This window comes from Paenibacillus septentrionalis (genome assembly GCF_042659865.1).
GTDB classification, from domain to species: domain Bacteria; phylum Bacillota; class Bacilli; order Paenibacillales; family Paenibacillaceae; genus Pristimantibacillus; species Pristimantibacillus septentrionalis.
This window is the reverse complement of sequence record NZ_JBHSTE010000002.1, coordinates 366,836-381,995: the sequence shown is the minus strand read 5'-3', so window position 1 is coordinate 381,995 and position 15,160 is coordinate 366,836. Positions and strand designations below refer to the sequence as shown.

General features: G+C 42.4%; 18 protein-coding genes. 16 read left to right on the top strand and 2 right to left on the bottom strand.

Annotated features, from left to right (window positions below):
* Positions 1-203: 203 nt before the first annotated feature.
* The gene (gene serA / locus ACFP56_RS06730; protein WP_379232545.1) at positions 204-1,793 is read right to left on the bottom strand and encodes a phosphoglycerate dehydrogenase; all 1,590 of its coding nucleotides are present in this window, start codon (positions 1,791-1,793) and stop codon (positions 204-206) included.
* Between the two features lie 208 nt (positions 1,794-2,001).
* Positions 2,002-2,916 carry a hypothetical protein gene (locus ACFP56_RS06725; RefSeq protein WP_379232543.1) on the bottom strand — a complete coding sequence of 305 codons (915 nt, stop codon included), beginning with the start codon at positions 2,914-2,916 and terminating at the stop codon, positions 2,002-2,004.
* 56 nt (positions 2,917-2,972) lie between these two features.
* Here ACFP56_RS06725 and ACFP56_RS06720 point away from each other — a divergent pair, with 56 nt between their 5' ends.
* From ACFP56_RS06720 to ACFP56_RS06645, 16 genes are all read left to right on the top strand, one after another.
* Positions 2,973-3,575, top strand: a complete 603-nt coding sequence (locus tag ACFP56_RS06720) for a CPBP family intramembrane glutamic endopeptidase (protein WP_379232540.1) — start codon at positions 2,973-2,975, stop codon at positions 3,573-3,575.
* Positions 3,576-3,578: 3 nt separating this feature from the next.
* A complete protein-coding gene (locus tag ACFP56_RS06715; protein ID WP_379232538.1) occupies positions 3,579-3,818 on the top strand; it encodes a hypothetical protein in 240 nt (79 codons plus the stop codon).
* Positions 3,819-3,919: 101 nt separating this feature from the next.
* Positions 3,920-4,249: a hypothetical protein gene (locus tag ACFP56_RS06710; protein ID WP_379232536.1), complete on the top strand. Its 330-nt coding sequence runs from the start codon at positions 3,920-3,922 to the stop codon at positions 4,247-4,249.
* A 331-nt stretch (positions 4,250-4,580) separates the two neighbouring features.
* Positions 4,581-5,195 carry a genetic competence negative regulator gene (locus ACFP56_RS06705; protein ID WP_379232533.1) on the top strand — a complete coding sequence of 205 codons (615 nt, stop codon included), beginning with the start codon at positions 4,581-4,583 and terminating at the stop codon, positions 5,193-5,195.
* A 142-nt stretch (positions 5,196-5,337) separates the two neighbouring features.
* Positions 5,338-6,033, top strand: a complete 696-nt coding sequence (gene prsW / locus ACFP56_RS06700) for a glutamic-type intramembrane protease PrsW (protein WP_379232531.1) — start codon at positions 5,338-5,340, stop codon at positions 6,031-6,033.
* Between the two features lie 47 nt (positions 6,034-6,080).
* Positions 6,081-6,233: a hypothetical protein gene (locus ACFP56_RS06695; RefSeq protein ID WP_379232529.1), complete on the top strand. Its 153-nt coding sequence runs from the start codon at positions 6,081-6,083 to the stop codon at positions 6,231-6,233.
* A gap of 72 nt (positions 6,234-6,305) precedes the next feature.
* Positions 6,306-7,661 carry a germination protein YpeB gene (ypeB, locus tag ACFP56_RS06690; protein WP_379232527.1) on the top strand — a complete coding sequence of 452 codons (1,356 nt, stop codon included), beginning with the start codon at positions 6,306-6,308 and terminating at the stop codon, positions 7,659-7,661.
* Between the two features lie 73 nt (positions 7,662-7,734).
* Positions 7,735-8,391 carry a flagellar brake protein gene (locus ACFP56_RS06685; protein WP_379233288.1) on the top strand — a complete coding sequence of 219 codons (657 nt, stop codon included), beginning with the start codon at positions 7,735-7,737 and terminating at the stop codon, positions 8,389-8,391.
* Positions 8,392-8,452: 61 nt separating this feature from the next.
* Positions 8,453-8,638 carry a hypothetical protein gene (locus ACFP56_RS06680; RefSeq protein WP_379232525.1) on the top strand — a complete coding sequence of 62 codons (186 nt, stop codon included), beginning with the start codon at positions 8,453-8,455 and terminating at the stop codon, positions 8,636-8,638.
* Between the two features lie 103 nt (positions 8,639-8,741).
* On the top strand, positions 8,742-9,437 hold the full coding sequence (gene cmk / locus ACFP56_RS06675) for a (d)CMP kinase (protein WP_379232522.1): 696 nt from the start codon (positions 8,742-8,744) through the stop codon (positions 9,435-9,437).
* Entirely contained in the window at positions 9,438-10,031 is a 594-nt protein-coding gene (locus ACFP56_RS06670) for a lysophospholipid acyltransferase family protein (protein WP_379232520.1), read from the top strand. It begins immediately after the preceding gene.
* A gap of 73 nt (positions 10,032-10,104) precedes the next feature.
* On the top strand, positions 10,105-11,325 hold the full coding sequence (gene rpsA, locus ACFP56_RS06665; protein ID WP_379232518.1) for a 30S ribosomal protein S1: 1,221 nt from the start codon (positions 10,105-10,107) through the stop codon (positions 11,323-11,325).
* Between the two features lie 118 nt (positions 11,326-11,443).
* Positions 11,444-12,076, top strand: a complete 633-nt coding sequence (locus ACFP56_RS06660) for a hypothetical protein (protein ID WP_379232516.1) — start codon at positions 11,444-11,446, stop codon at positions 12,074-12,076.
* Positions 12,077-12,139: 63 nt separating this feature from the next.
* On the top strand, positions 12,140-13,462 hold the full coding sequence (gene der, locus ACFP56_RS06655; protein ID WP_379232514.1) for a ribosome biogenesis GTPase Der: 1,323 nt from the start codon (positions 12,140-12,142) through the stop codon (positions 13,460-13,462).
* An 11-nt stretch (positions 13,463-13,473) separates the two neighbouring features.
* Positions 13,474-14,070 carry a glycerol-3-phosphate 1-O-acyltransferase PlsY gene (gene plsY / locus ACFP56_RS06650; protein WP_379232511.1) on the top strand — a complete coding sequence of 199 codons (597 nt, stop codon included), beginning with the start codon at positions 13,474-13,476 and terminating at the stop codon, positions 14,068-14,070.
* Positions 14,071-14,074: 4 nt separating this feature from the next.
* Positions 14,075-15,097: an NAD(P)H-dependent glycerol-3-phosphate dehydrogenase gene (locus tag ACFP56_RS06645; protein ID WP_379232509.1), complete on the top strand. Its 1,023-nt coding sequence runs from the start codon at positions 14,075-14,077 to the stop codon at positions 15,095-15,097.
* Positions 15,098-15,160 lie beyond the last annotated feature (63 nt).

The following is a 15,160-nucleotide window of genomic DNA, read 5'->3' as shown; positions in this document are numbered from 1 at the left end:
ACTAGGGTGTCTTCATTCACGATTAGCCTATCGACTGAATGAGACACCTTTTTTCATCAAATGCAAAGTTTTGAATGCTAAAGCAGGCTGTACGCGTCGATATAAGAGGAAACGCGTTGAAAAGTATTGTTTGTCGTGGAACAAATCAAAACGCGCCAGCGAGGCGTTGAACGTCTCGCTGGCGCGTTTTTTGTTTGGAGCTATTATAGAATAATTTCTTTCGCACTAATAAGCTCGGGAAGATCAGTTAACTGCTTAATCACTTCTTTTGGCGTGCCTTTGTCGACACGAAGCACCATTATCGCAGAGCCGCCTTTATCTTGTCGACCTACCTGCATCGTTGCGATGTTGACATCATTGCTGCCAAGCAGCGTACCAACACGGCCGATAATACCAGGCTTATCGTTATGTGAAATAAGAATGAAATGACCTTCTGGTGTCAAGTCGATGTTGTAGCTGTCGATTTGAACAATACGCGCGCCGTATCCAGACAATAAAGTACCCGCTGCAGAGCGTGTTCCCTTGCTAGAACGAAGCGTTACTGTAACCAGATTCGTAAAGTTATGAGACGAACGTGTTTTATTGACAACGATGTTTAGATCGCGTTGTTTTGCGATATGCATGGAGTTGACAACATTAACAGCGTCCTTGCCAAGGTGATGAGCAAGCACACCGCGAACGATGTAGCGTGTCAACGGCTGTGTATCGACATCAGACAAATCGCCAGCATAGCTTACTGTAATTTCTTCAATTGCGCCTTCTGTGCTTTGAGCGATGAAGTTGCCAAGCTTTTCTCCAAGCTCGAAGAATGGCTCAAGCACTTTGCGAACCTCTGCTGGAATTGGCGGCATATTTACAGCATTCATAAATGGCTCATCGCGCAAAATATGAAGCACTTGCTCAGATACATCAATCGCAACGTTTTCTTGTGCTTCGACAGTGGAAGCGCCAAGGTGAGGCGTTACGATAATTTTTGGATGGTTAAGGAACGGATGATCCGCAGTTGGCGGCTCAACCTCAAATACGTCGAATGCAGCACCAGCAACGACGCCAGTGTCAATCGCTTCAACAAGTGCGCCCTCATCAATGATACCGCCGCGTGCGCAGTTAACAATGCGCATGCCGGGCTTCATGACTTCGAATTGTGCCTTGCCAATCATATGCTTAGTCTCAGGAGTTAGTGGTGTATGAACGGTCATGAAATCAGCATTGCGTACGATATCGTCTACAGAAGCAAGCGTAATGCCTTGCTGATTTGCACGTTCTTCTGTCAAGAATGGATCATAGCCTAGTACCTTCATGCCAAATGCTTTAGCACGCTTGGCAACCTCGCTTCCAATACGTCCCATGCCAAGCACGCCAAGCGTTTTGTTGCGAAGCTCGACGCCAAGGAAGGATTTGCGATCCCATACACCTTCAGTCGTCTTTTTATAAGCTTGAGGAATATGGCGAGCGAGCGCCATCATCATGGCAAAAGTATGCTCGCATGTTGTGATCGTATTTCCGTCAGGTGCATTAATAACGATGACACCCAGCTTTGTAGCTGCTTCAAGGTCTATATTGTCTACGCCAACGCCAGCTCGACCAACAACTTTAAGCTTTTTGCCTGCGGCTAAAATTTTCTCAGTTACTGTTGTTTGGCTGCGAACAAGCAAAGCATCATATTCGCCAATAATTGCTACTAATTCATCTTCGGAGAGACCTGGTTTTTTGTCTACGACAATGTCTGATGCCTCAACTAACTGCTGAATACCTTGGTCACTGATTGGATCAGATACTAAAACTTTGTACATTACAATAACTACCTCCTGAATGTGCGATCACTTCTCGCGAATAATAATAAACAGAAAAACTCTCAGCCGCATCGATGAAGGATGTGGGCGAGAGTTTCATCAACGAACATAACGGTCATTTCCTATTCTATAGCATGTCCTCTAATAAAATCAATGCTCTAGGATAAACAAATCACTAACATTCTATAAAATTATCGAAAATTCACGTTTAGTCTACATTTGGATAGAAAAATGGAATTTGTGGCAAAAATTCATCCAAATAAAGTTTGTTGCGATTCAGATTATAATCTCCTGGACGTACAGCGCTTGTATTGGCAAGAAGTGAGATAATGCCTTCAACCGTAGTGATATTCATCGTTTCAGCTTGTCCAGAATGAATGAACATATCGATGCTGCTAACCAGATCCTGTGGCAAATAATCAGCGAAAATTTTCTTCTCAAGCAGATAACTGGCGATAATTTCATTTTTTACAAGCAGCGGATAGGTGCTCCATACGGATAAGTTTTGACTAACATTTTTATCGATTTCAGTTGGAATGTTCGGATCTATTGAAACTCCCCATTCATACATGGAGCGATAAAACAGATCTTGTCCAGTTAACGCCTGTGAAACGGCAGAGATATACGATTCATTATTTTGCAGCGCTTTTTGAATATCGTCATAGGTTGCAGCAGCATCTCGTTTTTGCAATGAAGCCGCCACCTTTTCAAATTGATTCAAGCTTCTTATGTAGCTTTGCTGTGCTTGACCAAGCATTCCTGCGTGCTGTAAGTTATAGCTTGCCGCATCTTCCGCTTTTTTACTTGCCTGACCTTCGATTTCCTTGTAAAGTGAAGCTACATTGCTAACCTCTCGGTTGGCGATTTTTCTTAACGCTTCATTCCAAGCAAGCTGGAACTCGCGATAAGGGGCGTAAACAGTAACGTAGAACGATGCCAAATCCTGCTGTAGATAAGCATAATCTACAGGTGATTCATCTGTTTCAGTTAAATGAGCGTATTTTGCCTCAACTTTTTTGCTGCCAAGATTCAGACCATAGAAAAAGGCTGCGACAGCAAATACTAGCATAACTAAAAATAAGGTGCTAAACAGCATTGCAATTCGATTAAATCTTTTGTCCATATTATTGCTCCTTTATGTCGATAGTTGAATTCATGAAGATAGGAAGTGTTGTTAATTTGAAAAAAATAAAGTTTAAATTCAAAAATATAGAATTTCGCAAAGTATCAATTGATGAGCTGGATGATCGGATGCTGCTTATCAATTTATACCTGACTCAAGCACTTACTCTTATTATCGGTTTAATATGGGTATTTTTTCAACAACAAAATTTGACTTCATTGCTGTCGATTTCTGTTTCTTGGGTTGATGTACTGTTATGGGGCAGTGGCTTAGCTCTTTTGGCTGTAGCAGCAGATCTTATTTTATCACGATTCGTCCCGGATGAATTAGCCGATGACGGAGGCATTAATGAAAAAATATTTGCAAACCGGCCGATATGGCACATAGCCGTTATTTGCTTAATTGTAGGTTTTTGCGAAGAACTCTTATTTAGAGGTGCTATTCAGCATGCATTTGGTCCGTATTGGACAAGTATCATATTTGCAGTTATTCATGTTCGATATCTAAAGCATTGGATTCCTACGGGACTTGTTTTTTGCATCAGTTACGCGCTTGGTTGGATCTATATAAAAACAGGTACAATTTGGGCTTCAATATTTGCACATTTCCTGTTTGATTTTATAATGGGATTAATGATCAAATATAGGAGGGAATCATGAATTATGAGTAGAAAAGAAAAGTTCAGTCGATACAATCGCAAAAATCAGCATGAGACTGGCATTCCTATTCATAATGAGCTGGAAAAGCAAGGGGATACATTACCGCCTCGAACGAAGAAGCATCCCTCAAACAAAGCAAAGCTCACAAAAGTTTATTATAATGTTGTATTTTTTTTATTTGTTTCATTAGTCGTGTTTCTACTCTGGTATGGAAACAATTATTATAATTTACCAAAGGAGTAACAAGTGAGCTGGTGGAGTTTTTACCTAAACCTAACTTGTATGATGGCATCACTTTGCGGTCAAGCTAGTTGTGAAGTCATATCAAAGAAGAGGTGTTAAAGATGAGAATGTCCAGCTTTCTTGTAGGTAGCATGTTAGGTATGGTTGGAGCAGTTATGTTGATGCAACGTAAGTCATCAGTCGCACAAGCTGTTCAAAGCGCCGTTTCTGATTTGAAAGGCAACGTTGTTGGCAAGGCTGTATCTAAAATTACTAAAAGTATGCAGCAGCAAACTCAAGGATCCCAACAACAAAGCTCAAGCAGTTCATCATCTTCGCCATCAAATCATCAAATGAACGTTTCGATGATTGAAGGAATTATTAACAGCGATCCAGAGCTTCAATCAACTGTTGAAGAAATTAAACATGAAACCTCGTCCGTCAAGCACTAATTTTTAATCGATAACTTCGAGCTTGAGCTGACCTCCCATCGGGGTCAGCTCTTTCATTCATAAAGGTTAAAGAAATTTCATGTAATGCATTGAATCAACTTTTAAATGTGCGCATATATATAAAAATTATCAGCTAACATTTAGTCATTTTTGAAACCTTATCACAAATTATTCGTATTGGATGCAAGTGCGTTACATATTTTTCACTAAAGTAGTGCATTACAAGGCAAGACATGTTAAAGTAAACATATGGCTATTGTATGTAGAATTGGTCACATTCTAATTTGAAATACATAAGCTATAGTCAGATGCTGCAAAGGAGGATCCTGTCATGAAGATCGAAAGATTGGGTCAGGACAAGATTAGGATTTTCCTGACTTACGACGATTTGTTGGAGCGGGGTATCCAAAAGGAAGACATGTTACGTGAGCCTCCGAAGCTACATGATCTATTTATGGAACTTATGGAGCAAGCCTATAATGAGCTTGGCTTTGAGGCAAGTGGCAGACCATTAGCAGTTGAAGTCTATGCTATGCCTGCACAAGGCATGTTTGTAGTCGTTACACGCGGCAAACGTGGTGGCGATACTGTAGACGGATTTGGTGAAGACGATGAACTAGATGAAGATATTTATGATCTTGATGTTACGATGGAGAGCAGCGACATCATTATGTACTCATTCAACGACTTTGAGCATGTCATTGCGGTATGTAAAAGTCTAAAGTCTTCTCAGCTAACGGAAGGCGGAACCTTATATTCCTATAACAATAAGTGGATCTTGTCAATCGAACCATCAGATATAGAAGCATCAAGCTTTAATTCGGTATTGGCAGTAATGGCCGAATATGGTGATGCAACTTCTGTTACCTTCGCGATGCTGGAGGAATATGGAAAAGTCATCATGGCTGATGAAGCGGTTAATCAGGTTTGTGCTCACTTTCAGTAATATACGTTCGATAGGAAGAAAATAAAAAGAACATTGACAATAAAAAGTCAATGTTCTTTTTTTTGAATTTTCGTTATAATGATAATATTGGACTTTACAATAGTGCACCATAACTGTGTGCAAAATGAAAGCAGGAAAGCGAATGGTTATCTTTTCCATAATTACAGCTGCCCTTGCCCCTGGTTTATCCTTGCTTACATTTCTTTATTTAAAGGATAAATATGAGGCAGAGCCGATTCATATGGTGCTAAAGGTTTTTTTAGTCGGCATTTTGCTAGTTATACCAATCATGGTGCTGCAGCGCGGTGTTGAAATATGGCTAGGGGAAGGCAACTTTGTTATGGCGTTTGTTCAATCCTCTGGGGTTGAAGAATTTATTAAGTGGTTTGTTATGTTTCATTTAATTTATAATCATACTGAATTTGATGAACCGTATGACGGGATTTTATATGCGGGTGCGATTTCACTCGGTTTTGCCACAACGGAGAATTTGCTCTACTCAATATTCATGCCAGCAGATCTAAGTGCTATGCTGCTAAGAGCGCTGCTTCCCGTATCCGGACATATGCTGTTTGGTGTCATTATGGGCTATTATTTAGGAAGAGCAAAGTTTACAACGGGAAAAGGAAAACTTATCTATGTCCTATTATCCTTAATGCTGCCGATTGCGCTACACGGATTATATGACTGGATTATTGTTACAAGAGAAAATGACTGGTTTATTGCGATTATCCCATTTATGGCGTTATTGTGGATGTTCGGCCTATCGAAGATGAAATCTGCTCATATCAAGTCACCTTTTCGTTATGTTCGTCCGAAAGATGAGGTTAATTTATAGCATTTTCGTTCATACTAATCCTAAAGCTATCATTTAGGAGGGGTCGTATGACGAGAGTTAAGGTCGTCATTCGCTGCAAGGCATGTGGAGAAAAGTATATTCTTCGGGGTCGCAAAGACAAGGGAATATATGAAACAGGTTTCAAAATGTGCATTTGCGACAATTCGGATGATCTTGAAATAGAAGAGCATCCAATGTAAGTGATCGATGTATAAAGCTTCCTTCAACAATCCAAACTAATGTTAGATTGGAACTTGAAGGGAGCTTTTTGTATGTACAGACGTCTAAGTATAATTATGTTTCCGATTATGACGATTTTGTTTATCGGAGCAATGTATTGGGGTTATCAAGAGCATCAAGAGAAAAATGCTGTGCTACTTAAGGCGGAGAACGGCTATCAACGTGCCTTCGGCGACTTAACCTATTACGTTCAAAAATTAAATGACGAGCTCGGTAATACATTGGCAGTTAATGCATCTTCGATGGATTATCAACGCAAAGGACTTGCAAATGTTTGGAGGATTTCAAGCGAGGCACAGCATGCGATCAGTCAGCTGCCGTTAAGCTACCTGCCATTTGCTGATGCTCAAAACTTTTTGTCCCGTGTCTCGAATTTTGCCTATAAAACATCTATTCGGGATCTGGGGAAACAACCACTTAGCAATGAGGAATTTAACACGTTGAAATCCCTTTACAGCAGTTCAAATGAAATATCAACACAGCTTGGCGACTTGCAAAACAATATTATGAGCAGCAGCTTGCGCTGGATGGATGTTGAGGTTGCACTTTCCGTAAATGAAGCTGAGACGGAAAATCCGGTAGTAAGCGGACTGCGTGAGGTCAATGATCATTCGACTAAATATTCAGATGTTGAGTGGGGGCCTGCTGTAAACAGCATGTATATCGATAATACGATTACTATGCTTAGTGGCGGCAATCCCATTAGTGCAGAAGAGGCAGCTAAGCTTGCAGCAGAGTTTATCGATACGGATGTATCCAATATTGAGATTGCAGAAAACGGGAAAGAAAGCGACTTTCCAACCTATACTGCTACTGTTAAGGACGATGCCGATGGCGATAAAAAGCTAAGCATAACAGCTAAAGGCGGAAAGCTTGTGATGTATTCACACTATCGTGACGTTGCTGATGCTACGCTTTCGTTGGAACAGGCAGAAGAGAAGGCAGAGGAATTTGTTGAGCAGCATGGCTTTGATAATATGGAAGCGGTTAGCTACGACGAATACTACAACACTGGAACCTTTACCTTCGTACATGAGATAGAGGATGACGTGCTTGTATATCCAGAGAAAATTACGGTGAAAGTAGCGTTGGATGATGGGGAGGTCGTAGGTTTTCAGGCGACAGAATATGCTTCTCGCCAACGTGATCGTCAATTGTCGAAGCCTGCTCGAACATTGAATGAAGCAGTTGCAGCGTTGAATCCAGAATTTAAGGTGAAAAAGCAGCGGATGGCGATCATTGATGGCGAGATTGGGGAAGAGGTGCTTTGTTACGAATTTACAGGCAACATTAACAACCAGTTATATCGCATCTATATTAATGCAGAAACAGGCATTGAGGAAAAAATTGAAAAAATGAGTCGCAACGATCAGGCAGTATCCAGTTAACAAAAGATTAATATAGCTCCTCCAGTTCGTAAGTGGTATAATATTCCTTGCGGAGGGAGGAGTTTTCTTGTTAGTGCCGAAGATCAGTCAGGTCGTTACGTTCAAGCTAAAAGATCAACCTACACAAGAATCTGTTGAATATCGAACAAGAGTAGCGGACGAATATGGAGAAATCCTTGTAATTGATTGTCCGATAAATACATACAACGGTCGGATGAAGCGTTTGAAAGTTGGCGATGTACTGGTTGCTTCGTTTATTACGAATACTGGTGTTAAGCATACTTTTGAAACTTATGTGATGAAAGAAAGAGATGGGTTGGAGGCAGCGTTTCCGTTATATGAGATTGCTAGACCCGCAGAGAATGCAATGACGTCTATTCAGCGTCGCAACTTCTTTCGAATTAGTATAGAGGTAGATGTTGCGGTTCAAAGGCTAAACGGAAAGCGTAACGTGTTTAGAACAGACGATATTGGCGGTGGAGGCGTGTCGTTTATTGTGGATCGCCACCATTCATTCGAAGCTGGTGAACAACTGAATTGCTGGATTGTGCTTCCGCGGCGTAATGGCTCTATTGATCACAGCAGCTTTGTTGCAGAGGTCGTTAGAGAGAAGGAGCTTGAAACGGGACGAAAGCTGATTATGGTCAAGTTTAATGAAATCATCGAAACTGAGCGTCAGCGTATTATGCAGTTTTTATTTGAAAAGCAAATTCAGTATCGTGATCGTTAATGAATAATTGAAGCACTCTCGGAAAGGATAAATATATCATTCCTTTATTCAAGGAGGGTATATGGATTCTAAAACAAAACGACGCGTTACGAAAAGAATTGATAAATATAGCTTGCTTGCATTAAAAATAGTAGGAATAAGTTTGCTTATCCTGTTTCTGATTCAGGGTTTAATGCAGTTCGAGTTCGTTCGAAGTGTCCTTGTGCCGACTGAAAGATGGGAAGGCAGGCCGTTTCTGGAGCCGTAGTCTGTTTTGCAACAATGGGTGAACTATGGTATAATATCAACGATTATTGCAGGCTTTGCCTGCTTTTTGTTTGGCTTCATCTTGAAGGGGGTTGCCCATAGCTATGACATTAACAACAATTGATCGCATCAACATTGCGATTGATGGACCTGCTGGTGCTGGCAAAAGTACAGTCGCCCGCAAAGTCGCTGCAGAGCTAAGCTATGTATATGTTGACACAGGTGCGATGTATCGTGCTGTAACATTGCTCGCACAGCGAAATGGCATTGGCCCAGAGCAAGCAGCTGACCTTCATAAGCTCATTGAAGGGTTAGATTTGAAGCTTCAGCCTACTTCAACAGGTCAAAAAATTATGCTACATAATGAAGACGTAACGGAGCTTATACGTTCCAGAGAAGTAACCACACAGGTTTCACATTACGCAGCCAACGAGTATGTGCGTCAAAAACTGGGTGATATGCAGCGAGAGCTTGCATCACACAAAGGCATCGTGATGGATGGCAGAGATATCGGTACGCATGTTTTGCCAGATGCGGAGTTGAAGATTTTTTTGACGGCTTCCGTGAAAGAGCGTGCAAGACGGCGTCATCAGGAGCTGAATGACAGCAATTACGTACCGCTTGAGCAGCTTGAGGCAGAAATTGCTGCAAGAGACAAGCTGGATGAAACAAGGGAGATTGCTCCATTAATCCAGGCAGAGGATGCGGTATTTCTTGATACCAGTCATATGACAATTGAAGAAGTTGTATCCTATATCGTTAAGCTTGGACAATCAAAGCTTATGGGGGTTAGCGAATAGATGTCATATACTGTATTTCGTGCCATCTTGCGATTTATTTATCGATTATTATTCAGAATTAAAGCTGTAGGAACAGAGAACATACCTGCTGAGGGGGCTGTTATCATTGCTTCCAATCATATTAGTTTGCTTGACCCTCCAGCCGTAGGGATTCTCATCAAGCGCAAGGTGCGCTTTATGGCAAAAGAAGAATTGTTCAACATTCCTGTCATTGGCATGCTTATCAAGTCTTTCGGTGCTTATCCTGTAAAGCGAGGCGGAGTAAGCATTGACGCTATTAAATCTTCCATAAACCTGCTGAAATCAGGAGAAGTTATGGGGATTTTTCCAGAAGGCACTCGAAAGAAGAGTGATGATCCTGATGCTGCGCTAGGCGCAAAGAAAGGCACTGCAATGATTGCAATGCGGAGTAAGGCTGTTGTCATCCCGGTGGCAATCGTAGGCGGCTACAAGCTGTTCCGTACGACTACAATCGTTTACGGCAAGCCTGTTGATGTGCAATCGATAACCGCTGAGGAAGGACAAGACTTATACGAAAAAGTAACAGAAGAAATTATGAAGCAAATTAACAAGCTGAAGTCTTCTGTCGCATAGTTTTATCGCTGAATACCTACATGTATTGAGCTTTAAATAAAACCAAGAGTTATGAATTGAGGAGGTCTTTAACATGTCTGAAGAAACAAAGGTTCAAGATGCTGCAGTAGAAGAATCCAATCAAGCTACAATGGATGATGCAATGGTTTCCTTGAAAAAAGGCGACACTGTAAAAGGTACTATCGTGAAAATTGAAGACAACGTTGCATATGTGAGCGTTGGTTATAAATATGATGGAATTATTCCACTTCGTGAACTATCATCCGTATCGGTTGAGCAAGCAAGTGATGTTGTACAGGTTGGTCAAGAGGTGGAGCTTAAAGTGCTGTCAATCAATGACAGCAAGGAAACGATGACGCTTTCCAAACGTCTGGTTGACAATGAAAAAGGCTGGGACGAGATTGAAAAGCATCTCGAGCAAGGGGATGTGTTTGAGGTTGTCGTTGCAGATGTTGTAAAAGGCGGCTTAGTTGCTGACGTTGGTGTGCGAGCATTCATCCCTGCATCCATGGTTGAACGTCACTTCGTTGAAGATTTCAGCGATTACAAAGGGCGTACACTTCGCGTAATCGTGAAGGAAATCGACCGTGAAAACAATAAAGTTATTCTATCTCAAAAAGATGTGCTTGAAGCTGAATACGAAAAAGAAAAAGCAGCGAAGCTTGCTTCTTTGCAAGTAGGTCAAGAGCTGAAAGCTACCGTTCAACGCATTACGCCATTTGGTGCATTTGTTGACTTGGGCGGCGTTGATGGCTTGGTTCACGTATCTGAACTGGCTTGGGAACATGTGAACAACCCGGCTGATGTAGTTTCCGTTGGTCAAGAGGTTACAGTTAAGGTGCTTAAGGTTGAAGCTGAAAAAGGCAAAATCAGTCTATCCATTAAAGCTGCACAGCCTGGTCCATGGGAAAAAGCAGCATCACAATTTAACGTAGATGATGTGGTGCAGGGTAAAGTAAAACGCATTACAACATTCGGTGCATTTGTTGAAATCACACCAGGTGTTGAAGGCTTGGTACACATTTCTCAGCTTGCACATCGCCGTGTTAATTCTCCATATGAGGTTGTGAAAGAAGGACAAGAGGTTCAAGTGAAAATTCTTGAATTCAATCCAGCTGACAAACGTGTAAGCTTGAGCATTAAAGCAACACAAGAGGCTCCAGAAAAAGAGGAAGTAGATCATGAAGTGCCGGATATGAAAGAAATCAACAATCCTGATGTAAGTCTAAATGGCAACAATATGAGCTATTCCTTGGCAGAGCGCTTTGGCGACAAGCTAAGTCAATTGAAATAAGAGCAGCTTAATGTGATGAAGCCTCAAACTGGTGGAAGAACTCACCAGCTTTGAGGCTTTTTGCTGCCTGAGCAATAATTGTGAAACGAACCGCGCATATTATGTAGGGGTGATCACAATGATTGAGGGCTATTGGACGGCGTTGTGCTGCATTATGCTGTTTATTATGCTGGCAACAGGCTGGAGCAGCTGGATTAATAAGCATATTAAACTGACGTTATTAATTCCGATGGTTATTATGATATGGCTTGGACATATGCAGCAATGGAAGCTTGAATTTTTGTTGGGACAAGGAACTCTGGTCGTTAGCGGTTCATTTTTACTAATCGCATTGCTTCAGTTTGCTGCGCTGTTTCGGAATGCAGCGTTGCAGATTAGAATGGTAGCGCTCTATGCTGCTGTGCTTGCGATGTCGCTGACGCTAATACGGGCATTGATGGTTATATCTCCTTGGGCAGGGGCGAACATTTCAATTATAGGTATTTCAATTTTTAGTGGTTTGCTGCTTGTCCTGCTGCAGCTGCAGCCCGCTGAATATGCTGCGATTATTTACTGGGGAGCAGCTATAACTGAACCGATGCTCATGTGGCAGCAGCGAGGAGAGTATAGTGGAGTAATAGGAAACATGCTATGGTGGGACTATGTTTCGCTCGCCATGTTTTTTTCTATCCTCTTCAAATTGCTTTTCTCATTTATGATTAAAATAACAATGAATTTCGTACATTCACTTGGAAAAAGAATGAAAAGTTAGCCAATTGTTCGCTTTTTTGCTATGATGAGTTACGAAAGTATGATTAGAGGAGTGGAAATCTATATGGCTAGACCAGTAATAGCTATTGTTGGTCGTCCGAATGTGGGGAAATCTACGATTTTTAACCGCATTATAGGCGATCGGCTTGCCATAGTTGAAGATAAACCAGGAGTAACACGTGATCGACTATATGGAACAGCAGAATGGAACGGAAAGCCGTTCAGCATTATTGATACGGGTGGTATAGAAATCGACGGCGATGATGAAATTATGCGTTCAGTGAAAATGCAGGCTGAACTCGCGATTGCCGAAGCCGATGTTATCGTTTTTATGGTGGATGCGAAGGTCGGAATCACTCATGCTGATGAAGAGGTTGCGCAGATGCTGTATCGTTCTAAAAAGCCTGTTGTGCTCGCTGTGAACAAGGTCGATAATGAAAATAGACAAGAGGAAGTTTACGAGTTCTACTCGCTAGGCTTTGGCGATCCGATTGCGATTTCAGGGGCCCATGGTCTTGGTATCGGCGATCTGTTAGAGGCAGCGTCAATGCTGCTGCCAGAGCCGAAGGAAGAAGAATATGAAGACGACGTCATTAAAGTCGCACTAATTGGAAGACCTAATGTCGGCAAGTCATCGCTGGTTAATGCATTGCTTGGAGAGGACCGAGTTATCGTAAGCAATATTGCAGGTACAACAAGAGATGCGATTGATACGCCGTTTGAGGTAGATGGACAAAAGTATGTGTTGATCGACACAGCTGGAATGAGAAAGCGCGGCAAAGTATATGAGTCTACTGAAAAATATAGTGTGATGCGTGCAATGAAGGCGATTGAGCGTGCCGATGTCGCGCTTATTGTTATTAATGGCGAGGAAGGCATAATTGAACAGGATAAGCATATTGCAGGTTATGCGCATGAAGCGGGTAAGGCATCGATTTTTGTTGTGAACAAGTGGGATGCTGTTGAGAAGGACGAGAAAACGATGCTGCATTTTACGACAAGCATTCGCGAGCAGTTTTTGTTTATGACGTATGCACCGGTCGTATTTTTGTCTGCAAAAACGAAACTGAGATTACATAAACTGCTTCCTGTAATTAACCATGTGTCAGAGCAGCATGCACTGCGTATTCCAACTCATTTGCTGAATGATGTCATTTCAGATGCGGTGGCGATGAATCCGGCACCAACGGATAAGGGCAAGCGTTTGAGAATCAACTATGTGACTCAGGTTGCCACTAAGCCGCCAACTATTATTTGCTTTGTAAATGATCCAGAATTGATGCATTTCTCCTATGAACGTTACCTAGAGAATAAAATTCGAGCAGCGTTCGATTTTGAAGGCACACCATTACGCATCTATTCTCGAAAAAAATCTGATCAGGATTAGGGGAGAGAGCATTGTTGCCATTTGTAGCGATTGTATTAAGTTACTTGGTAGGTTCCATTACATTCAGTATTGTGATTGCAAAACTATTTAAAGGGATTGATATTCGTAATCACGGAAGCGGAAATGCAGGCGCGACGAATACGTTGCGCGTATTAGGTGTCGGGCCTGCAATCCTGGTTCTGGCACTTGATCTGCTGAAAGGCATGGGTAGTGTTGCGCTGGCACGCGCTGTATCAGATCAGGACTGGCTGCCAGTGGCCTGCGGCCTTGCTGCGATAATCGGACACAACTGGCCAATATGGTTCAAGTTTAAAGGAGGCAAGGGGATCGCAACTGCGATTGGCGTCCTGTCCGTTCTTGTTTTTATTCCTGCGCTTATTGCAGGCGTAATTGCGATTGCAAGCATTTTTTTCACGCGTTATGTATCTCTTGGCTCATTGATCTTTACATTCCTAACACCGGTATTTATCATTTTCCTACAGTTTAATTGGGCGAATTTTATAGGAACCTTGATTATTTGCATCTTTGCGTTTATTCGTCATCGCTCGAATATCGTTAAGCTGTGGAATGGTACTGAGAATAAGCTAGGAAGCAAGAAAGGGGCTTAGCAACATGCCTAATACTTCCACAAAGAGAAAGGCCGCCGTTCTAGTAGCCGGCAGCTGGGGAACTGCGCTTGCCTATGTGCTGGCTTGCAATCACTTTGAAGTGGTGATGTGGACGCGTACCGAAGCTCAAGCGAAGGAAATCAGCACGCAGCATCACAATGAGAAGTACCTACCGAATCGCGTGCTGCCGCCGAATATAACAGCAACAACAAATATGGAAGAGGCGCTTAATGGGGCCGAATTAACACTGTTTGCTGCGCCCTCAAGCGCAATGCGGGACGTTGCCCGAGCAGCTACGCCTTACGTAGAAGCCAACAGCATCGTTGTACATGCTACGAAAGGATTTGAGCCTGAAAGCTTGAAGCGAATGTCGGTTGTGCTTGCCGAAGAGCTTGGAAGGCCTGAAGCGGAGATTGCGGTAATCTCAGGTCCGTCTCATGCCGAAGAGGTTATTCTTAAGCTGCCAACGACAGTAGTCGTTGCTTCGCAATCAGTCGATGTAGCGGAAAAGGCTCAGGAAGCTTTCATGAATACAGCGTTTCGGGTTTATACCAATAATGACGTGATCGGAATTGAGATATCTGGAGCGCTGAAAAACATTATTGCGCTTGCTGCAGGACTCATCAACGGTCTCCAGCTTGGCGACAACGCCAAAGCAGCTTTGCTAACAAGAGGACTGGCTGAAATTTCACGTCTTGGCGTTGCGATGGGTGCTAATCCGCTTACTTTTATTGGTCTAGCAGGTGTTGGGGATTTGGTCGTAACCGCAACAAGTCAGCACAGCAGAAACTGGCGCGCTGGCTATATGCTTGCTGATGGTACGCCTCTAGCTGTTGTGTTGGATCGTATGGGCATGGTCGTAGAGGGTGTGAAGACGACAAGGGCTGCATATGAGCTGGCTCAGCAATACGGCATTGAAATGCCGATTACAGAACAGCTGTACGGTGTTCTATTCAACGATCAGCCTCTTGATCGCTCCATTGAAGCGTTAATGGGCCGCATGAAAACAAATGAGATGAATTCTTGATCGGCATAGATTGGTAACCAGATAGCTTATCTCCACATATGATGTACAGAAATGTGCGTAGAA

What these genes read in the sequence shown, in the direction of transcription:
- serA (WP_379232545.1), bottom strand. Translation starts at nt 1,793, where the DNA reads ATGTACAAAGTTTTAGTATCTGATCCAATCAGTGACCAAGGTATTCAG.
- ACFP56_RS06725 (WP_379232543.1), bottom strand. Translation starts at nt 2,916, where the DNA reads ATGGACAAAAGATTTAATCGAATTGCAATGCTGTTTAGCACCTTATTT.
- ACFP56_RS06715 (WP_379232538.1), top strand. Translation starts at nt 3,579, where the DNA reads ATGAGTAGAAAAGAAAAGTTCAGTCGATACAATCGCAAAAATCAGCAT.
- ACFP56_RS06710 (WP_379232536.1), top strand. Translation starts at nt 3,920, where the DNA reads ATGAGAATGTCCAGCTTTCTTGTAGGTAGCATGTTAGGTATGGTTGGA.
- ACFP56_RS06705 (WP_379232533.1), top strand. Translation starts at nt 4,581, where the DNA reads ATGAAGATCGAAAGATTGGGTCAGGACAAGATTAGGATTTTCCTGACT.
- prsW (WP_379232531.1), top strand. Translation starts at nt 5,338, where the DNA reads ATGGTTATCTTTTCCATAATTACAGCTGCCCTTGCCCCTGGTTTATCC.
- ACFP56_RS06695 (WP_379232529.1), top strand. Translation starts at nt 6,081, where the DNA reads ATGACGAGAGTTAAGGTCGTCATTCGCTGCAAGGCATGTGGAGAAAAG.
- ypeB (WP_379232527.1), top strand. Translation starts at nt 6,306, where the DNA reads ATGTACAGACGTCTAAGTATAATTATGTTTCCGATTATGACGATTTTG.
- ACFP56_RS06680 (WP_379232525.1), top strand. Translation starts at nt 8,453, where the DNA reads ATGGATTCTAAAACAAAACGACGCGTTACGAAAAGAATTGATAAATAT.
- cmk (WP_379232522.1), top strand. Translation starts at nt 8,742, where the DNA reads ATGACATTAACAACAATTGATCGCATCAACATTGCGATTGATGGACCT.
- ACFP56_RS06670 (WP_379232520.1), top strand. Translation starts at nt 9,438, where the DNA reads ATGTCATATACTGTATTTCGTGCCATCTTGCGATTTATTTATCGATTA.
- rpsA (WP_379232518.1), top strand. Translation starts at nt 10,105, where the DNA reads ATGTCTGAAGAAACAAAGGTTCAAGATGCTGCAGTAGAAGAATCCAAT.
- ACFP56_RS06660 (WP_379232516.1), top strand. Translation starts at nt 11,444, where the DNA reads ATGATTGAGGGCTATTGGACGGCGTTGTGCTGCATTATGCTGTTTATT.
- der (WP_379232514.1), top strand. Translation starts at nt 12,140, where the DNA reads ATGGCTAGACCAGTAATAGCTATTGTTGGTCGTCCGAATGTGGGGAAA.
- ACFP56_RS06645 (WP_379232509.1), top strand. Translation starts at nt 14,075, where the DNA reads ATGCCTAATACTTCCACAAAGAGAAAGGCCGCCGTTCTAGTAGCCGGC.